Consider the following 18,274-nt stretch of genomic DNA (forward strand, 5'->3'; position numbering starts at 1 on the left):
AGCAAGAGGAAAATGGATCTCTCCAGCACGACACACGGCGCCGCGGGCACGTCCGAAGGCAAGTGCCCCGTCGACCACTCCGCCGCCGCCCCGCGCGAGGTCATTCCCGCCGCCCAGCTCCCCGTGGTCGGCATGGCCCGGATGCGCCAGGCGCTGAGCATCTGGTCGCGTCCGGAGCCGTTCCTGCGCAAGTGCCGCGCCGAGTACGGCAGCCGGTTCCGGGTGACGATCGTCCCCGGTGCCCAGCTCTTCGTGATCTCCGCGCCGGAGGACATCAAGGAGATGTTCCTCGCGCCCAGGGACGTCCTGCACACCGGTTCCAGCAACACGTCCATCGAGAAGTGGACCGGCCAGAACGGCCTTGCCTGGCTGGACGAGGCGCAGCACACCGCGCGGCGGCGCAGCGTCATGCCGAGCTTCCGGGGCGAGGCGCTCAAGCGCGTCGAGCGTGAGGTCATCCGGCTGGCCGACCAGGAGGTCGGTTCCTGGCCGCGCGACCGGTCGGTGTCGGTCCACCCCTTCGCGCACCGCTACACCACCAGGGTCATCCTGGAGGTCCTTTTCGGAGAGCACCGCCCCTCCTGCGAGAACGAGATGTTCCGGGAGGTGATGAAGATGCTGGAATTCAACTCCCGCCCGGCGACGATGCAGCCCTTCCACATGCTGCCGGCCTGGAAGATGAAGCGGATGCGGCTGTTCCGGCCCAACGGCGTCAACGACTTCCTGACCCGCCGCGACCGCGTCCACCGCATGCTGGACGAGGCCATCGAGGAGCGCGTGCGCTCCGGCGCGGCCGGTGACGACCTGCTCGGCGTGATGCTGAACATCGTCGACGCCGACGGCTCCTCGCCGAGCCGCACCGAGATACGCGACGAGATGATGACCCAGTTCCTCGCGGGCACCGAGACCACCGCGTCGGCCATCTGCTGGGCGCTGGAGTTCCTCACCCGCCACCCCCGGGTCGTCGAGCGGCTGCGCGCGGAGATCGCGGAGGGCAAGGAGGACACGTATCTGACGGCGGTGGTGACCGAGGTGCTGCGGCTCGGTCCGCCGATCCCGCTGATCGTCCCCCGCGAGGTGATGAAGACGGTGGAGATCGGCGGCGTGCGCTACGAGCCCGGTGCCCGCCTGTGGGCCAGCGCCTACCTGCTCAACCGCGACGAGAACATCTACCCGGAGCCCGATGAGTTCAAGCCGGAGCGCTTCCTCGGCGTCAAGCCCGCCTCGCACACCTGGATCCCCTACGGCGGCGGCCACACCCGGTGCCTCGGCGACCGCATCGCGCTCATGGAGCTGAAGGCCACGCTGACCGCCCTCCTGACCAACTGCGACATCGAACGCGTCAACAAGGAGCCCGAGCTGGCGCGCCGCCGCACGGTCGTCCACATCCCCAAGGACGGCGCCCGGATGATCTTCCGGCCGCGCAGGGTGAAGGCCTCGGCCTGAGGCCGCCGGTCCGGCCGCTCCGCGCGTCGCCCCCCACGAGAACTGGAGTTGGTATGAGGCTGCCGAACACCGCGTTCACCGAACACCCCTGGCGGATCCACGAGTTCACCGAGGACTTCGAGGTCGAGGACGTCTGGTACCTGGACACGCCGGGAGGGCCCGACGATCTGGCCCTCCTGGTACGGCAGTCCAGCGGCGACGGCACCGCCGCCGAGAAGTCCTTCATGTACAAGCTGCTCTTCGCGATCCGCTGGAAGCTCGGCGTCCTCTTCAAGTGGGACGGGGAGGAGAACGGCGTCGGTCCCGGCAACCCCTCGCTGCGGGACCGGCTCCCCGGCGACCTGCGTGACGGGCCGCGCGGCCCGGATCTGCGGACGGTGCCGATGAAGTCGGTCTACCAGGCCTCCGACGAGTGGGTGACGGAGGTCGTCAACAAGACCGTGCACGCGGTGATGCACATCGGCTGGGTGGCCGACGGGGACGGCCGGTACCACGGCCAGATGGCTGTCCTCGTCAAGAAGAAGGGCCTGCTGGGGAAGGTTTACATGCCCCTCATCCTGCCCTTCCGGCGCGTTTTCGTGACGCCGAACCTGGTCAAGTCGATCGGCACCGCGTGGCGGGCGCGGCCGGCCGGATAGCCCCTGGCCGGGCCCGGCCCCGGCCAGGGACGGGCTCGCCCCCGGCCCGGAACGGGCCCGGCCCCGCGCCGATCGGGAATTCACCGAACTCGCGGCCTCGAATGTGTATCCGCGGAGACCTCTCGCAGATCTTCTGACCAAAGGCGAAGAGAGGGCTGGAGCTCCATGGATGTGAACGAGCGCGTGCAAGGGCCCGTCGGGGCGGGCCGGGATGCCGTCGCCGTCGTCGGGATGTCATGCCGGGTCCCGGGCGCCGACGGCATCCGCTCCCTCTGGAAGCTGCTGAGGGACGGTGAGCACGCGCTGGCGGACGTGCCGGCCGACCGCTGGCCCACGGACATCGAGGAACTGGCGCGCCACCCGCGAGGAGGCTTCGTCGACGGCGTCGCCGACTTCGACGCGGGGTTCTTCGGCATCTCCCCGCGGGAGGCCGCCGTGATGGACCCGCGCCAGCGCATGGTCCTCGAACTGGGCTGGACGGCCCTGGAGGACGCCTGCCTGCCGCCGGAGAGCCTGCGCGGCAGCGCCACCGCGGTCTTCCTCGGCGCCACCGGCGACGACTACGCCTCCCTGGTGCACCGGCAGGGCGGCGACGCCCTCTCCCACCACTCCATCGCCGGACTGAGCCGGGGCCTCATCGCCAACCGCCTCTCGCACCAACTGGGCCTGCACGGCCCCAGCCTGACCCTGGACACCGCCCAGTCGTCCTCCCTCGTCGCGGTGCACATGGCCTGCGAGAGCCTGCGCTCGGGCACCGCCGACCTGGCGCTCGCGGGCGGGGTCCATCTGAACCTCGTACCGGAGAGCACGATCGCCTTCGCCCGCTCCGGGGCACTGTCGCCCGACTGCCGCAGCCACACCTTCGACGCCCGTGCCAACGGATTCGTCCGTGGTGAGGGCGCTGGCGTGGTCGTACTCAAGCGGCTCTCCGACGCGATCGCCGACGGTGACTCCGTGTACTGCGTACTGCTCGGCGGCGCCGTCAACCACGACGGCCCCGGCGCGCTCACCGTCCCCAGCGTCCAGGCGCAGAGCGCCCTGCTGAGCGAGGCCTGCCGGGCCGCCGGGGTGACCCCCGCGCAGGTGCGGTACGTCGAACTGCACGGCACGGGCACCCGCGCGGGCGACCCGGTCGAGGCGAGCGCCCTGGCCGAGGTCTTCGGCGCGGACCGTGACGCCGGACAGCCGCTCCTGGTCGGCTCGGTGAAGACCAACATCGGCCATCTCGACGCGGCCGCGGGCGTCCTCGGCCTCATCAAGGTCGGCCTTTCGATGCGGCACGGCCTGCTGCCCGCCAGCCTCAACTACGAGACGCCGCACCCGGACATCCCCCTGGAGCGGTGGAAGCTGCGGGTCAACGCCGCCGCCGCGCCCTGGCCCGAGGGCCCCCGGCTGGCCGGTGTCAGCTCCTTCGGCATCGGCGGCACCAACTGCCACCTCGTCGTCGCCGCCCCCGAGGCCCAGCCGGATGAGCAGGAACAGCCGGACACGAACGGCGCCGACGGCACCCGCGTCCCGGTGACGCTCTCCGCGCGGACCCTCCCGGCGCTGCGGGCCCAGGCCCGCCAACTGCACGACTGGGTGCGCGAGGACACCGCCCTGAGCCCGCTCGACGTCGGCCACTCCACGGCGACCACCCGGTCCTCGCTGAAGGGCCGGGGTGTCGTGCTCGCCGCCGACCGCGACGAACTGCTCGAAGGGCTCGCCGCGCTCGCCGACGGCACGCCGTCGGCCCGGGTCGTCACCGGCACCGCCACCGACGCCGGTGGCGTGGTCTGGGTCTTCTCCGGGCAGGGCGCGCACTGGATCGGCATGGGCCTGGGCCTGTGGGAGACGGACGAGGTGTTCGCGGCCCGCATGGACGAGTGCGAGCGGCTGCTCGAGCAGTACGCGGGCTGGTCGCTGCGGGAGGTGCTCGGCGACGAGACCGCCCTGAAGCGGATGGACGTCGTACAGCCCGCGCTGTTCGCGGTGATGGTCTCGCTCGCCGAGGTGTGGCGCGCGGCGGGCGTGCGGCCCGACGCGGTCATCGGCCACTCCCAGGGCGAGATCGCCGCCGCCACCGCGGCGGGCATCCTCTCCCTTGCCGACGGCATACGGCTGATCGTCGCCCGCGCGCAGATCATCACCGAGAAGCTGTCGGGACGCGGCCTGATGGCCGTCCTGGACCTGCCCGCCGACCAGGTCGACTACGAGGGCGTCTCGGTCGGGGCGGTCAATTCGCCCGGCACCGTGGTCATCTCCGGCGACCCCGACGGCGTGCGCGCGGCCGTCGCCGACTGCCGGGCCAGGGACATCCGGGCCCGCGTCGTCCCGGTCGACTACGCCTCCCACTGCTACCACGTGGAATCGATCAGGGACGACGTGCTCCGCGGCGTCGCGGGCGCCGGGACCACCGACACCGGCGTGGCGTTCTACTCCACCGTCGAGGCGGGCCGCGTCGACCCGGCGACCCTGGACGCCGAGTACTGGTACCGGAACCTGCGCGAGCCCGTCCGCTTCGCCGAGACCGTCGAGGCGCTCGCCGCCGCGGGGCACGGGGTGTTCGTGGAGGTCAGCCCGCACCCGGTACTCGCCATGCACGTCGCCGCCACGGCAGGCTCCGCCGTCGTGCAGGCCACGCTGCGCCGCGACGAGGTGGAAACGGACCGGCTGCTCCTGTCCATGTCCGAGCTGTACAGCAGGGGCGTGGACCTCGACTGGGGGAACCGGTTCACCGGCGCCCGGCGTGTCGCACTGCCGACGTACGCCTTCCAGCGCGAGAGGTACTGGGTGGACGGCGCGTCCGCCGGAGCACTCGCGGCGCGCCCGGCCACCACGGCCGCCCCTGGTACGTCCGCCTCCGCCGACGCCGGCACGGCCGCCTCCGCCATGTCCGAGCAGGAGCTGTGGACGCTGGTGCGCGGCGAGGCGGCGGTGCTGCTCGGGCACGCCGACGCCACGCGGATCGGCGCGGACAACACCTTCAAGGAACTGGGCTTCGACTCGGTGACGGTGGTGCAGCTGCGCGACCGGCTCAACGCCGCGACCGGCCTCCGGACGCCCTCCTCGCTCGCCTACGACCACCCGACCCCCGCCGCTCTCGTGCGGCACCTGTCCGACCTGCTCACCGGTCCGGGCGAGCACCCGAACGACTCCGTGGCCGGCCCGGCCGCCACCGCCGCTCGCCCGGACGACGAGCCGATCGCGATCGTCGGCATGAGCTGCCGGCTGCCCGGTGGCGTCACCACGCCCGAGGAGCTGTGGCGCCTGGTCGCCGACGGCGTCGACGCGATCACCGGCTTCCCCGAGGACCGGGGCTGGCGCCTCGACGGGGACACGGACTTCATCCCGGCCGGCGGCTTCCTCGACGGTGCCGCCGACTTCGACGCGGGCTTCTTCCGGATCAGCCCGCGCGAGGCCCTTGCGATGGACCCGCAGCAGCGGCTCGCCCTGGAATCCGTGTGGGAGGCGCTGGAGCACGCGGGCCAGGACCCGGCCGCGCTGCGCCGCACCCCCACCGCGGTGTTCATGGGCGCCATGGCCCAGGACTACCTGCCCCGGCTGCAGGACGTGTCGGGCAACCTCGCGGGCCACGCGCTGACCGGCGGCTCCGGCAGCGTCGTCTCCGGCCGGATCGCCTACTCCCTGGGCCTGGAGGGAGCGGCCATCACCGTCGACACCGCCTGCTCCTCCTCCCTGGTCGCCGTGCACCTGGCCGCCCAGTCGCTGCGGTCGGGCGAGAGCTCCCTGGCCCTCGCGGGCGGTGTGACGGTGATGTCGACCCCCGGCATGTTCGTCGAGTTCGCCCGGCAGGGCGGTCTCGCTGCCGACGGCCGCTGCAAGGCGTTCTCCGACGACGCCGACGGCACCGGCTGGTCCGAGGGCGTCGGCGTGCTCGTACTGGAACGGCTCTCCGACGCGCGCCGCAACGGCCGCCGCGTCCTCGCCGTGCTGCGCGGCAGCGCGATCAACCAGGACGGCGAGAGCAACGGCCTCACCGCCCCCAACGGCCCCTCCCAGGAGCGGGTGATCCGCCAGGCCCTCGCCTCGGCCGGGCTCTCCCCCGACGGGGTCGACGCGGTGGAGGCGCACGGCACCGGCACCAGCCTCGGTGACCCGATCGAGGCGCAGTCACTGCTGTCCGTCTACGGCCGCGACCGCGAGGAGCCGCTGTGGCTCGGCTCGCTGAAGTCCAACGTCGGACACACCCAGGCCGCCGCGGGCGTCGCCGGCGTCATCAAGATGATCATGGCGATGCGGGCGGGCGTACTGCCGAGGACCCTCCACACCGAGCAGCCCTCGAGCCGGGTCGACTGGTCGTCGGGCGCGGTGCGGCTGCTGGCCGAGGAGCGCGACTGGCCGCGGGCCGAGCGCCCCTGGCGCGCCGGTGTCTCCTCCTTCGGCATCAGCGGCACCAACGCCCACGTCATCATCGAGCAGGGCGATCCCGTCGGCGCTCCGGCAGCCGCCGAGCGCCCCGCCGGGCCGCCCCGGGGCGAGACCGTATGGCCCGTGTCGGCGCACAGCGCCAAGGCCCTGGCGGGCCAGGCCCGCAAGCTGGCCACCGCGCTCAGCGCCGACCCCGCGCTCACCCCCGAACCGGCGGACGTGGCCCTCTCCCTGGTCACCCGGCGTTCCGCCCTCGACCACCGTGCCGTGATCATCGGGGCGGACCGTGCGGAACTCCTCGCCGGGCTCGGCGCCCTCGCCGAGGGGCGCCGTGATTCCGGTGTGGTCACCGGGCACGCGTCCGCGCCGCCCACCGTGGGCGTCCTCTTCTCCGGGCAGGGCAGCCAGCGGCTCGGCATGAGCCGGGGGCTGACCGAGGCCTTCCCCGTCTTCGCCGAGGCCTGGCGCGAGGTCTGCGCGGAACTCGACCCGCTGCTGGAACACCCCGTCCGCATCGACGAGGTGGTCGCGGCCGAGCCCGGCTCCGCGACGGCCGCCCTGCTCGACGAGACGTCGATGACGCAACCCGCCCTGTTCGCCTTCGAGGTCGCCGCCTACCGGCTCCTGACCTCCCTCGGGGTCGAACCCGAGGTGCTCGTCGGGCACTCCATCGGCGAACTGGCCGCCGCGCACGTGGCGGGCGTGTTCTCGCTCGCCGACGCGGCCCGCATGGTCGCCGCCCGCGGCCGCCTGATGGGCGCGCTGCCGCGTGGCGGCGCCATGGTGGCCGTACAGGCGAGCGAGGAGGAGGTACGGGCCGCCCTCGCCGGATACGAGGAGACGGTCGCCGTCGCCGCCGTGAACGGCCCCGCGTCCGTCGTGATCTCCGGTGCGGAGGAAGCCGCCACCGAGGTCGCGAAGGCCCTGGCGGCCGACGGCCGCAAGACGACCCGGCTGCGCGTCTCGCACGCGTTCCACTCGCCGCTGATGGACCCCATGCTCGACGAGTTCCGGCGCGTCGCCGAGTCGGTCACCTACGCGCCCCCGCGGATCGCGGTCGTGTCGAACGTCTCCGGCGCCGTCGCCGAACCGGGCGAGCTCGAGCAGCCCGGCTACTGGGTGCGCCACGTTCGCGAAGCCGTGCGCTTCGCCGACGGGGTCGCCGCCGCCGTGAAGGCGGGCGCCGAGGCGCTGGTCGAGGTCGGCCCCGACGGCGTCCTGTGCGGGATGGCCGCCGACGCCCTCGCCGACGCGGCCCCGGCCGCCACACCCCTGGCCCGCAAGGGCCGCCCCGAGACCCGTACGGCGGCCGAGGCGCTGGCCCGGCTGCACGTCCTGGGCGTCCCCGTCGACTGGCGCGGGTACCTGGACGCCGTCGGCGCCGCGGGCCTCCCCGTCGACCTGCCCACCTACGCCTTCGACCACCAGCGGTACTGGGCCGACCAGGCCGGGCCCGCCCAGCCGCACGGCGATGTCGCGAGCGCCGGCCTGGACGCGGTCGGGCACCCCTTCCTTGCCGCCGCGACCGAGCTGGCCGTCGGCGGACAGCTGGCGTTCAGCGGACGGATCGACCTCGCCGCCGAGCCCTGGCTCGGCGACCACGCCATCTTCGGGAACGCCGTGTTCCCCGGCGCCGCCCTGGTCGACCTGGTGCTGCGCGCGATCGAGGACACCGACTGCCGCGCCGTCGAGGAACTGACCCTCCACGCGCCGCTCACCCTGACCGAGGGCCCCGTGCGGACGCAGGTCGTCATCGGCGAGGCCGAGCACTCCGGCAGGCGCTCCGTCGGCGTGTACTCGCGTCCGGCCTCGGCCGCCTCCGGTACCTGGACCGCCCACGCCACCGGCCATGTCGTTCCGAGGCCGCCCGCCCGCGCCCCCATGGCGGACGTATGGCCCCCGCAGGGCGCCGAACCGGTGGACGTGGCCGCCCTCTACCCGGAGCTGGCCGAGCGCGGCTACGGCTACGGCCCGGCCTTCCGGGGCCTGCGCGCGCTGTGGCGGCTCGGCGAGGAGGTCTACGGCGAGGTCGAGCTGCCCGCGAAGGTGCCGCACGCCACGTCCGGATTCGCCGCCCACCCGGCCCTGTTGGACGCAGCGCTCCACCCGGTGCTCACACTGATGCTGACCGACGACCCCGCACAGGTGGTGCTGCCCTACTCCTGGTCCGCGGTCGCCCGCCACGCCCGCCCCGAAGGACGGCTGCGGGTCCGGGCCACCCGGATCAGCGCGACCGAGGTGTCCCTGACGGTCACCGGCGCCGACGGCGCGCCCGTACTGAGCGTGGACTCCCTCGCCCTGATGCCCGCCACGGCCGCCCAGCTCTCCCGGAGCTCCCTGGCCGACGCCCTGTTCGGCGTGCGCTGGTCGCCCGCCGAGCAGGACCCGGAGCGTCCCGCGGGCACCACCGACATCGCGCACGTCACGGCCGACGGGAACACCGACGACACCAGCGGCACCGGCACCCCCGCGGCGGCGCGGGCGAGCGCCCGTGCGGCCCTCGCCCTGGTCCAGCGGAGGCTGGCCGATCACCACGACCGCCCGCTCGCCCTGGTGACCGAGAACGCCGTGGCGGCACTCCCCGGCGAGGCGCCCGACCCGGCGCTCGCCACGGTGTGGGGCCTGGTGCGCTCGGCGCAGACCGAACACGGCGGCCAGTTCGTGCTCGTGGACACCGACGGCAGCGAGGAGTCGCTGCGCGCCCTCGAGCACCTGGACCCGGCCGTGCCCGAACTCGCCCTCCGCCGGGGCCGGGCCTACGTGCCGCGCCTGGTGCCCGCGCCCGCCACGGCCACGGCGCCGCGCGCCTGGGATCCGGACGGGACGGTCCTGCTGACCGGCGCGACCGGCGGCCTCGGCACCCTGCTCGCCCGCCACCTCGTCGTCGAACACGGGGTGCGCAACCTCCTGCTGCTCAGCCGCTCGGGCGCGGCCGGGGTGGCGGCCGAACTGACCGGCCTCGGCGCGCGGGTCACGCAGGCGGCCTGCGATGTCTCCGACGCCGACGCGCTGGCCGAGCAGCTGGCGCGGATCCCCGAGGACGCGCCGCTCACCGCGGTGGTGCACATGGCGGGCGTGCTCGACGACGCCGCCGTGGAGCTGATGGCGCCGGAGCGCATCGACCGGGTCTTCGCACCCAAGGCCGATGCCGCGTGGCACCTGCACCGGCTCACCAAGGACATGGACCTGTCGGCCTTCGTCCTGTACTCGTCCGTGGTGGGCGCGGTCGGCAACGCGGGCCAGGCGAACTACGCCGCGGCCAACGCCTTCCTCAACGCCCTCGCCGAGCACCGGGCCGAGGCGGGGCTGCCCGCGCTCTCGCTGGCCTGGGGCCCGTGGGAGACCGGCATGGCGAGCACGCTCGGCGAGGCCGACCTGGCCCGCTTCCGGCGCCAGGGCATGGTGCCCCTGACGGCGGAGAAGGGCATGGCCCTGTTCGACGCGGCCCTCGGGTCGACGGACGCGCTGCGCCTCCCCGTCCAGATCGACAGGGGCACCCTGGCGCATGACGCACCCGCCCTGGTCCGCTCCCTGAGCACGCCCGAGCCCGCGCACGCTCCCGCGCCGCCGGAGGACTCCCTCCCGGCCGAGGAGGACGGGGAGTCCCCGATGGTGCGCAAGCTCGCCGCGCTCTCGCCGGAGCAGCGCAGCGAGGAGCTGGTGAACCTCCTCCTGGAGACCGCCTCCGTGGTGCTCGGCTACTCCTCCGCCGACGACATCGACGCGGAGATGTCGTTCCAGGAGATCGGGTTCGACTCGCTGAGCGGCGTCGAGTTCCGCAACCAGGTCAAGAAGGACACGGGCGTCCACGTCCCGGCCACGGTGATCTACAACTACCCGACGCCCGCCGCGCTGTCTGAGCGCCTGCGGGAACTGCTCTTCCCCGAGCCGGGCGCGCAGGACGGGACCGAGGCCGCCGACGACCTCACCGAAACCCTCGACGGCGAGCACGAAGAGGACCTCGACGCCGACCTCGACGACCTCGACATCGAAGCCCTCGTGCAGCGGGCGATATCCCAATGAGTACGTCCGTGCCCCGACATGCCGGACCTGGAAGTGGTGGAGAGATGAAGCCGGAAGACCTGAAGGCCGTGTCCACGTTCGTCAAGCAGTGTCTCGACGGCCGTCACGCGGAGCTCGACGCGTTCGACGACAAGCCCTCGGACGTCTACGACAAGTTCCGGGAGACGGGGCTCGCCAACTGGTGGCTGCCCCAGGAACTGGGCGGCCGCGGGCTCAGCCTCGAGGACAGCGTCGAGATCGTCAACGAGATCGCCTACGGCGACGCCGGGGTAGCCTTCACGCTCTTCATCTCGGTGCTCGGCACCAGCATGGTCCAGCTGTACGGCTCCGAAGAGCTGAAGGCCCGCTACCTCAAGCCCATGGCCGACCAGGGCTCGTTCTGCGCGACGCTCGGCAGCGAACAGGCCGCGGGCAGCGAACTGGGCAAGATCGAGACGGTCGTCAGGACGGAAGGCGACGAACTCGTCGTCACCGGCGAGAAGTTCTTCTCGACCAACACCGACTTCGCCGACTTCCTCGTCGTCATCGCCCGCTCGGCCGAGGACCCCGAGGCCTACCACGCCGTGCTGATCCCGCGCGACACCCCGGGTGTCGAGGTCGTGCGGCGCTGGGACGTCATCGGCCTGCGGGCCTCGTACACCTACCAGGTCAGCCTGAAGGAGTGCCGGGTCCCCGCGGTCAACCGCCTCGAAGGCTCGGGTCTGCGGCTCCTCGAGATCGGCCTCAACGCCAGCCGCATCCTGATCGCCACCACCGCGCTCGGCGTGGCCCGCCGCGTCCGCGACCACTGCATGACCTACGCCAAGACCAAGCCGCTGCGCGACGGCGTCCTGGTGGAGAGCCCGGTCTTCGCGCAGCGGCTCGGGCAGATGGAGATGCAGATCGACGTCATGAAGAGTCACCTGCTGCGCGCGGCCCGCGACTACGACACGATCATGTCGGCACCGGACGCCGCCGCCCGCTGGCACCGGCAGGGCACCCTCAAGTCCGCCCTGACCGCCAAGATGTTCTGCGGCCAGGCGGGCTGGGACGTGGCCAGTACGGGCTCCGAGATGTTCGGCGGGCTCGGCTACACGGACGAACTGCCCATCGGCAAGCTGCTGCGCGACATCCGCTACGTCTCCCTCGTCGAGGGCGGCGACGACGTCCTGCGCGATCTGCTGTTCGGCCGGTACGTCATCCCGGTGCCCCGCCGCACCTGAGCGGTCCCGGAGGGGGGCGTGCGGTGGGGAAGGGAACGGGAACGGGGCGGGAAGGTCGGCGTACACAGTGGCGACTATGTGTGCATACTCCCCGAGGGGCTCGCGGCCCAGGCTGCTGCTGGTGATGCCCAGCCACCAACTCGTGCGCAAGGGAGCCGAGTTGGGGTTCCGGATCTGGTCCGTGTGGGATCCGTCCCAGCTGGAGGCCGACTTCGCACCGCGCGTCGAGGAGGACTCCGAGGAGCTGCTGCTCGTCGACTTCACCGACGAGGCCGGTCTGCGCGAGGTCATCGCGCGGACCGTGCGGAGCCACGGCATCGACGCCGTGCTGCACTGCGGCGACGGCGCCTCCGTCCTGCCGGTGGCCCGGGAGGCCTGGCAGCTGGGGCTCACCCCGAACCCGCCCGCCGTGTACCAGCGGCTGCGGGGCGGGGAAAGCGGAGAAAGCAGGGAAAGCGGAGAAAGCAGGGAAAGCGGGGCAGGGGACGGGCAGGGGGCGGACCGGACCCCCGCGGAGGCCCCCAGGGTGAGCGTCGAGACGCTGACCGTGCACGGCGCCCACCACATCGTGGGGATGACCGCCCAACGCACCACGGGGCCACCGCACTTCCTCGTGACGGGCTTCCTCCACCCGGCGCCGCTGACCGACGACGAACAGAAGATCATCGGGGCGGCGGTCGAGGAGCGTCTGACGTCCGGCGGATACCGCTTCGGGCCCGCTCACACCCAGGTCGCGCTGGAGCCCGACGGCCCGCGGATCGTCTCCTGCCGCCCGCACCTGGGCGCCGACCGAATCCCCCTGCTCATCGAGATCGCGCGCGGGTTCGACCTGGAGGCGGCGGTCTTCGCGGCCCTCGCGGGCGAGCGCCCCGTCGTGCCGAGCGCCTCCGGGTACGCCGAGGTCGGCTTCTTCCTGCTCCCCGAGGGGCGCCTCGAGACGTATACGGGTACGGAGGACATCGCCGTCACCCCCTGGGTCCGCGGCGCCCGCTTCCCGTACGCGGTCGGTGACCAGGTCGCACCCGTCGGTGATCCGCGCGCCCGCCGCGCCTATGTGGTGGTCGAGGGGGACACACCGGAACTGACCCGCCAACGAGTCGCCAAGGCACGGGAGGACCTTGTCACCGATGTCAGGCCGCCCAGCCGATGACGCGCACCCGGTAGTTGTGTTTTCCTTCTGAACGAAGCGAAGGCACGGGGGACGGACCACGAGACCGAACATGCCTGGTGCATGTGCCGCGAGAGATGATCTACTCTCGCGGCGACGTGAGTGCGGTCCCCTCGCTGACCGGGGGGAGCTAGGATGCGGGCCACTACATCAAGACATATGCGGGACGACGCGGACGCCAGGCCGGAATTCTCCGTTCTGGGATCGCTCGAAGTACGTTGCGGCAGCGAAGTGGTGCCCGTCAACGGAGCGCTGCAACGGCGCGTCCTCGCGATGCTGCTCCTGGAGGCCGGGCGCGTCGTGCCGGTCTCCCGGCTGGTGGCGGCCGCGTGGAACGAGGAACCGCCGGACAGCGCCGAGCACCAGGTGCGCAAGACGGTCGCCAAACTGCGTGGTCGCATTCCGTACGGCCCCGACATCATCGTCACCGACGGGCCCGGATACCGCGCGGACGTCGACACCGACCGGCTCGACCTGCTGCGCTACCAGAAACTGCTGCGCCAGGCCAGGGAATCCCTCGACGCGGGGGAGGCGGAGCAGGCCGCCACCCGGCTGCGCGAGGCGCTGGCGCTGTGGCGGGGGCCCGTGCTCTCCGGTTCCGCGGGACGCGTCGTCGACGCCGCCTCGACCGCCCTCGAGGAGCAGCGGCTGACCGCCGCCGAGCAGCTCTACGACCTGTGCATCGACGCGGGCGAGGCCGCCGAGGTCACCAGTGAGCTGCGCGCCCTCGTCGACGAGCACCCGCTGCGCGAGACGCTGCGCTGCCGGCTGATGCTCGCCCTCTACCACTCCGGGCAGCAGGCCGCCGCGCTCGACGAGTTCGCCCGCGCCCGCGCCCACCTCGCGGACGAACTGGGCATCGACCCCGGCACCGAGCTGACCGCGCTGCACGAGCGCATCCTGCGCCAGGACCCGGCGCTCACCCGCCCGGGGCGCGCCGTCGCCCGTCTCCCGCACCAGACGACGGAGGCCCCGCACGCGCTGCCGTTCGACGTGCCCGACTTCTCCGGCCGCGGCTCCGAGCTGGAGTGGATCTGCGACGCGGCCCGGCGCGCCCCGGAAGGCTCGCCGACGATCCTCGCCCTGGACGGCATGGGCGGCGGCGGCAAGACGGCACTCGCCATCCGGGCCGCCCACGAACTGGCCGAGCGGTATCCGAACGGCAGCCTCTTCATCGACCTGCACGGCTTCACACCGGGCCAGACACCGCTCAGCGCCTTCCACGCGCAAGGAGACCTGCTCGCCGCCGCCGGCATCCCCAGCGAGGAGATCCCCACGGTGCCCGCGGGGCGCGCCGCGCGGTGGCAGTCGTACATGCGGGGCCGCCGCATGCTGCTCGTCCTGGACAACGCCGCCTCGTCCGAGCAGGTGCGGGCGCTGATCCCCGCCTCGTCCGACAGCCTGGTCCTGATCACGAGCCGCCCGCGCCTGACCGGTCTCGACGGGGGCGAATGGCTCTCCGTGGGCGCCCTTCCGGAGCTGGACAGCCACCGGCTGCTGCGCAAGACCCTCGGCGCCGAACGCGTCGAGAAGGAGCCGGACGCGGCCGTCGAGCTGCTGCGGCTGTGCGGCGGACTCCCTCTCGCGGTGCGGATCGCGGCCGCCCGGCTGGCGAACAGGCCGCACTGGACCGTGCAGCGGCTCGTCGAACGGCTGCGGGACCACGACCGGCGCCTTGACGAACTCACCAGCGAGGGCCGGGGGGTCGCGGGCGCGCTCCTGCTGTCGTACCAGTCGATGCCCCGCGACCAGCAGACGGCCTTCCGGCTCCTCGGTCACCATCCGGGACGCTATCTGGACACCTCGGAAGCCGCCGCGCTGTGGGACACCGATGTCCTGACGGCCGAGGACGTGCTGGAGGAGCTGGTCGACGTACGCCTCCTCGAGGCCAGGGAGCGCGGGGTGTACGCCCTGCACGATCTGGTGCGCAGCTTTGTGCAGCGGGTCGCGCAGGGGCAGCAGGCGCCGGAGGACGGGCAGGCGGTGCGGCGGCTCCTCGACCACTACCTGGCCACGGCCGAGAGCGCGTGCGACAAGCTCTTTCCCGGGCGGCGACGCTTCGGGGACGGCGAGGGGGACGGTGAGGGCGCGGGCCAAGCCCGCGACGGGTTCGACCACCACGACAAGGCGCTCCACTGGCTCGACCAGCACCGCGACAGTCTGCTGGCGGCGGTGGACGCCGCGTACGACGGGGGGCTGCTGTGGCACGCCGCGCGGCTCCCGCGCGAGCTGGGCTTCCACTCCAGCATCCGCGGTTACGACGCGAGTGCGAACGCGGCCCTGGAGAAGGGCGTCAGCGCGTCGCGGCAGCTCGGGGACCGGCCGCTGACCCGGCTCAACCTGATGAACCTGGCCATGGGCAAATGGCGGCTCGGCCAGCTGCGCGACGCCGTCGCCCGGCTGGAGGAGGCGGTGGAGCTCTCCCGGCGGATGAAGGACGTGCAGAGCGAGGCGGAGTGCCGGGCCCGCCTCGGCCAGGCGTGCAGCAGCATGGGCGAGCTGGAACGGGCGCTGCGGCTGTGCCAGGAGGCCAACGCGTGCGCACAGCAGCTCGGCTTCACCCGGCTCGACGGCTCGTCGCTGAGCACGCTGAGCCAGGTCCAGGTGCGGCTCGGCCGGTTCGAGGAGGCGGCTCAGTCGGCGGGGCGGGCGGTCGACATCTTCAACTCGATCGAGGAGATCCAGCTCTCCGTCGACGCGCTGAGCAACCTCTCGCAGGCGATCGAGGGCCTTGGCCGCTTCGAGGAGGCGCTCGGCTGGGCCGACGCGGCACTGGAACGGTGTCAGCGCATGAGCATGCCCTCCGTGCTGCCGCTCGTCCTCGCCCGCAGGGCCGATGTGCTGGTGCGCATGGGCGAGCTCGACGAGGCGTCGGAGAGCGCGGGCCACGCGCTGGCCAAGGCGACCAGCAGCACCGACGACATCCACCGCGCCACCGTGCACCTCTCGGTCGGGCGCGTGCGGTACGCGCAGGGGGAGCTGGAGCTGGCGCGGGCCCAGCAGCTGCTGGCGCACGAGATCGCCTGCCGCATGGAGCTGCGCTACGACGAGGCGTGCGCGCTGTGGGGCCTCGCCCGTACCGCCGAGGCCCAGGGACACGAGCAGACGGCCCGCAGACACCGCTCGGTGGCGGACAACCTCTTCCACCTCATGAACGTGCCGGAGACCGCGCGGTGAGTGCCCCGCGCCGGGCGGTGCGCGGCGCGGGGATCGGGCGGGTGTCCAGAAGGGAACGGGCCGGGAAGGCAAGTCGGGAGCATCAGCGGAGTCGAAAAGGCCGCCGGCCCTTCCAAAGGAGCTTCTTCATGCGCGTCACCGCTATCGCCGCCTCCGTCCTCGCTCTCGGCGCAGTTTTCGGGGGCATCACGGCCTCCGCCGACGCGCAGGAGACGGTCGGGCAGCGTACCGCCGCCGTCGCCCCCGCGACGCACGTCGTGCTCGCGGCGGACGCGGCCGTTCCCGCGCCGCGCGGCAACAACGGCAACGGCTGAGCCGGTGGGCCGCGGCCACCGGTCGCGGCCCACCGGTCGATGAGGCCGAACAGGCGCCTTCCGGGGCGAGTCTCGCGAAATCCGCGCGCCGCGATCCCGTACATGACAGCGAGGCTTCTACCCATCCTTACCGGGGGAACACAATGACCATTCGGGTGCTCATCTGTGACCAGCTGCCCGTGATCGCGGACGGTCTGAAGACCATCCTGGACGCGGTGCCGGACATCGACGTGATCGGTACGACCCACAACGGCATGGAAGCCATCGTTCTCGTGCGCACCACGCGGCCCGATGTCGTGGTCACGGACCTGAACCTCCAGACCATCTCCGGCATCGAGCTGATCCGCAGGCTCGGCAAGGAGGACGAGCCGCCCAACGTCGTCGTGTTCACCGCCTCCGACGCCGACAAGACGGTCAGCGACGTGCTGCACGCCGGTGCGAGCTGTCTGCTCGGCAAGGACGCGAGCCCGCAGGAGCTGATCACCGCGATCCAGGCGGCGGCCGCCGGGCAGACCATGCTGGCGCCGAACATCGCCCAGCGCCTCGTCACCTGGTTCCGCGCGCAGCCGGAGCCCCAGGAGGCCGTGATGTGCCCGGAGGTGACCGAACTGACCCCGCGCGAGCGGGAAGTGACCAGGATGGTGGCGCGGGGCATGTCCACCGAGGAGGTGGCCCGCGAACTGATCATCGGCGAGGCCACGGTCCGTACGCACCTGTACCGCGTACGCACCAAGCTCGGCGTCCGGGACCGCGCCGAGCTGGTCTCCCTTGCCTACCGCACCGGCCTCATCCACTCGGCGGGCGAACCCCTCGCCGACGAACGGCTGGTGCACCAGAGGGGCCTGCGCGCCAGCTGACCCCTACGGCCGGGCCGTCGCCGCCACCGGAAGCTTTGCTCCGGTGGTGGCGTGTCGGGCTGTGTGGACGCGGTCGGCGCCGACGATGCGCCACAGTGCGGCGGGGTCGCCGTAGCGGGCGGACTCGGCGGCGGCCAGCCGGAAGTAGCGGTGCAGGCCCAGCTCCGTCGTCATCGCGCGGACCCCGCAGCTCTGCATGCTCACCCGCACCACGTCGCGGGCCGTCTCGGCGGCCATCGCCAGCGCCATCACCGGCGCGGTGCCCACGGCGTCCGGCTCGGAGTCGACAAGCCACGCTCCCCGGTACACCGCCGCCCTCGTCGCCCGCAACGCCACCATGGCCCGCGCCAACGGGAAGGCGACCGCGGGCAGATCACGCAGCCTGGTGCCGAACTGCCGCCGGAAACCGGCGTACTCCACTGCCACCTGGTGCGCGCCGTCGGCGATGCCCAGCAGATAGGCGGCCTGCCGCAGCCGCGCCCGCGCGAGCGGACCCGTGGGCGACTCGTCCAGCGCCCCGACCACGTCCGCCGCCCTGACCGGCGTGGCCGCGAACCGGACGACCGGCGGCCAGCACCTGGCCTCCACGGCGACACCCCTCGTCCCGCGCGCCACCGCGACGAGCACCGGCCCCGCGTCCGTCCTGGTCGCCACCAGGAACGCCCCGGCGCCCACGTCGTCGACGGTGGCCGCGCCGGTCAGCTCCCAGCCGCCCGCGCGCGGGGCCGCAGTGACCCCGCCGCCAATAGGCAGCGCCTCAAAACCGGCAAGCGCCGCGCCCGCCGGGGCGTCCAGGCCGGCCGTCAGCGCGTCGGCCCGGTAGGGGTTCCCGCGTGCCGCGCGGCCCAGCTCCTCGCTGACGACCACGCCGGCCGTAAGACCGAGGCCGAGGCCGCCCTCGGAGGCCGGGCGTTCGAAGTCGGCCGCTTCCAGCGCGTCGAGAACAGTCCGGGCGGGCCCGCGGGCACCGTCGGTCACCGGCGCGCCGTGCAGCTCCATCAGGGCGGGGACGCCCGCCAGGCCCGTACGCAACGCCTTGCGCAGCTGGACGACGAGCGGATCGGGGGTGGGGTGCATG

The 18,274-nt window shown here is 73.1% G+C and carries 9 protein-coding genes; 8 read left to right on the forward strand and 1 reads right to left on the reverse strand.

Annotated elements, in window-relative coordinates:
* The first annotated feature begins 12 nt into the window (after positions 1-12).
* The 8 genes from GKQ77_RS01080 (at position 13) to GKQ77_RS01115 (ending at position 17,196) form a co-directional block, all read left to right on the forward strand.
* Positions 13-1,446 (forward strand): cytochrome P450, encoded by a 1,434-nt coding sequence (locus GKQ77_RS01080; protein WP_219686670.1) that lies wholly within the window; start codon positions 13-15, stop codon positions 1,444-1,446.
* 53 nt (positions 1,447-1,499) lie between these two features.
* Entirely contained in the window at positions 1,500-2,084 is a 585-nt protein-coding gene (locus tag GKQ77_RS01085; protein WP_219686671.1) for a DUF2867 domain-containing protein, read from the forward strand.
* 165 nt (positions 2,085-2,249) lie between these two features.
* A complete protein-coding gene (locus tag GKQ77_RS01090; RefSeq protein WP_219686672.1) occupies positions 2,250-10,478 on the forward strand; it encodes a type I polyketide synthase in 8,229 nt (2,742 codons plus the stop codon).
* A 44-nt stretch (positions 10,479-10,522) separates the two neighbouring features.
* Positions 10,523-11,680 (forward strand): acyl-CoA dehydrogenase family protein, encoded by a 1,158-nt coding sequence (locus tag GKQ77_RS01095; protein ID WP_219686673.1) that lies wholly within the window; start codon positions 10,523-10,525, stop codon positions 11,678-11,680.
* A 76-nt stretch (positions 11,681-11,756) separates the two neighbouring features.
* Positions 11,757-12,830, forward strand: coding sequence for a phosphoribosylglycinamide synthetase (locus tag GKQ77_RS01100; protein WP_219686674.1), 1,074 nt, complete (start codon positions 11,757-11,759; stop codon positions 12,828-12,830).
* 177 nt (positions 12,831-13,007) lie between these two features.
* Entirely contained in the window at positions 13,008-16,025 is a 3,018-nt protein-coding gene (locus tag GKQ77_RS01105) for an AfsR/SARP family transcriptional regulator (protein ID WP_219686675.1), read from the forward strand.
* A gap of 128 nt (positions 16,026-16,153) precedes the next feature.
* On the forward strand, positions 16,154-16,339 hold the full coding sequence (locus GKQ77_RS01110; RefSeq protein WP_219686676.1) for a hypothetical protein: 186 nt from the start codon (positions 16,154-16,156) through the stop codon (positions 16,337-16,339).
* A gap of 143 nt (positions 16,340-16,482) precedes the next feature.
* Positions 16,483-17,196, forward strand: coding sequence for a response regulator (locus GKQ77_RS01115; RefSeq protein WP_258020681.1), 714 nt, complete (start codon positions 16,483-16,485; stop codon positions 17,194-17,196).
* Positions 17,197-17,199: 3 nt separating this feature from the next.
* Here GKQ77_RS01115 and GKQ77_RS01120 read toward each other — a convergent pair whose 3' ends face one another.
* Positions 17,200-18,273: an acyl-CoA dehydrogenase family protein gene (locus GKQ77_RS01120; protein ID WP_219686677.1), complete on the reverse strand. Its 1,074-nt coding sequence runs from the start codon at positions 18,271-18,273 to the stop codon at positions 17,200-17,202.
* Position 18,274 lies beyond the last annotated feature (1 nt).

The organism is Streptomyces anatolicus, from assembly GCF_019400875.1.
GTDB classification, from domain to species: domain Bacteria; phylum Actinomycetota; class Actinomycetes; order Streptomycetales; family Streptomycetaceae; genus Streptomyces; species Streptomyces anatolicus.

Coding starts and splice junctions, on each gene's coding strand:
- GKQ77_RS01090 (WP_219686672.1), top strand. CDS start 2,250: ATGGATGTGAACGAGCGCGTGCAAGGGCCCGTCGGGGCGGGCCGGGAT.
- GKQ77_RS01115 (WP_258020681.1), top strand. CDS start 16,483: ATGACCATTCGGGTGCTCATCTGTGACCAGCTGCCCGTGATCGCGGAC.
- GKQ77_RS01085 (WP_219686671.1), top strand. CDS start 1,500: ATGAGGCTGCCGAACACCGCGTTCACCGAACACCCCTGGCGGATCCAC.
- GKQ77_RS01110 (WP_219686676.1), top strand. CDS start 16,154: ATGCGCGTCACCGCTATCGCCGCCTCCGTCCTCGCTCTCGGCGCAGTT.
- GKQ77_RS01120 (WP_219686677.1), bottom strand. CDS start 18,273: ATGCACCCCACCCCCGATCCGCTCGTCGTCCAGCTGCGCAAGGCGTTG.
- GKQ77_RS01105 (WP_219686675.1), top strand. CDS start 13,008: ATGCGGGACGACGCGGACGCCAGGCCGGAATTCTCCGTTCTGGGATCG.
- GKQ77_RS01095 (WP_219686673.1), top strand. CDS start 10,523: ATGAAGCCGGAAGACCTGAAGGCCGTGTCCACGTTCGTCAAGCAGTGT.
- GKQ77_RS01080 (WP_219686670.1), top strand. CDS start 13: ATGGATCTCTCCAGCACGACACACGGCGCCGCGGGCACGTCCGAAGGC.
- GKQ77_RS01100 (WP_219686674.1), top strand. CDS start 11,757: ATGTGTGCATACTCCCCGAGGGGCTCGCGGCCCAGGCTGCTGCTGGTG.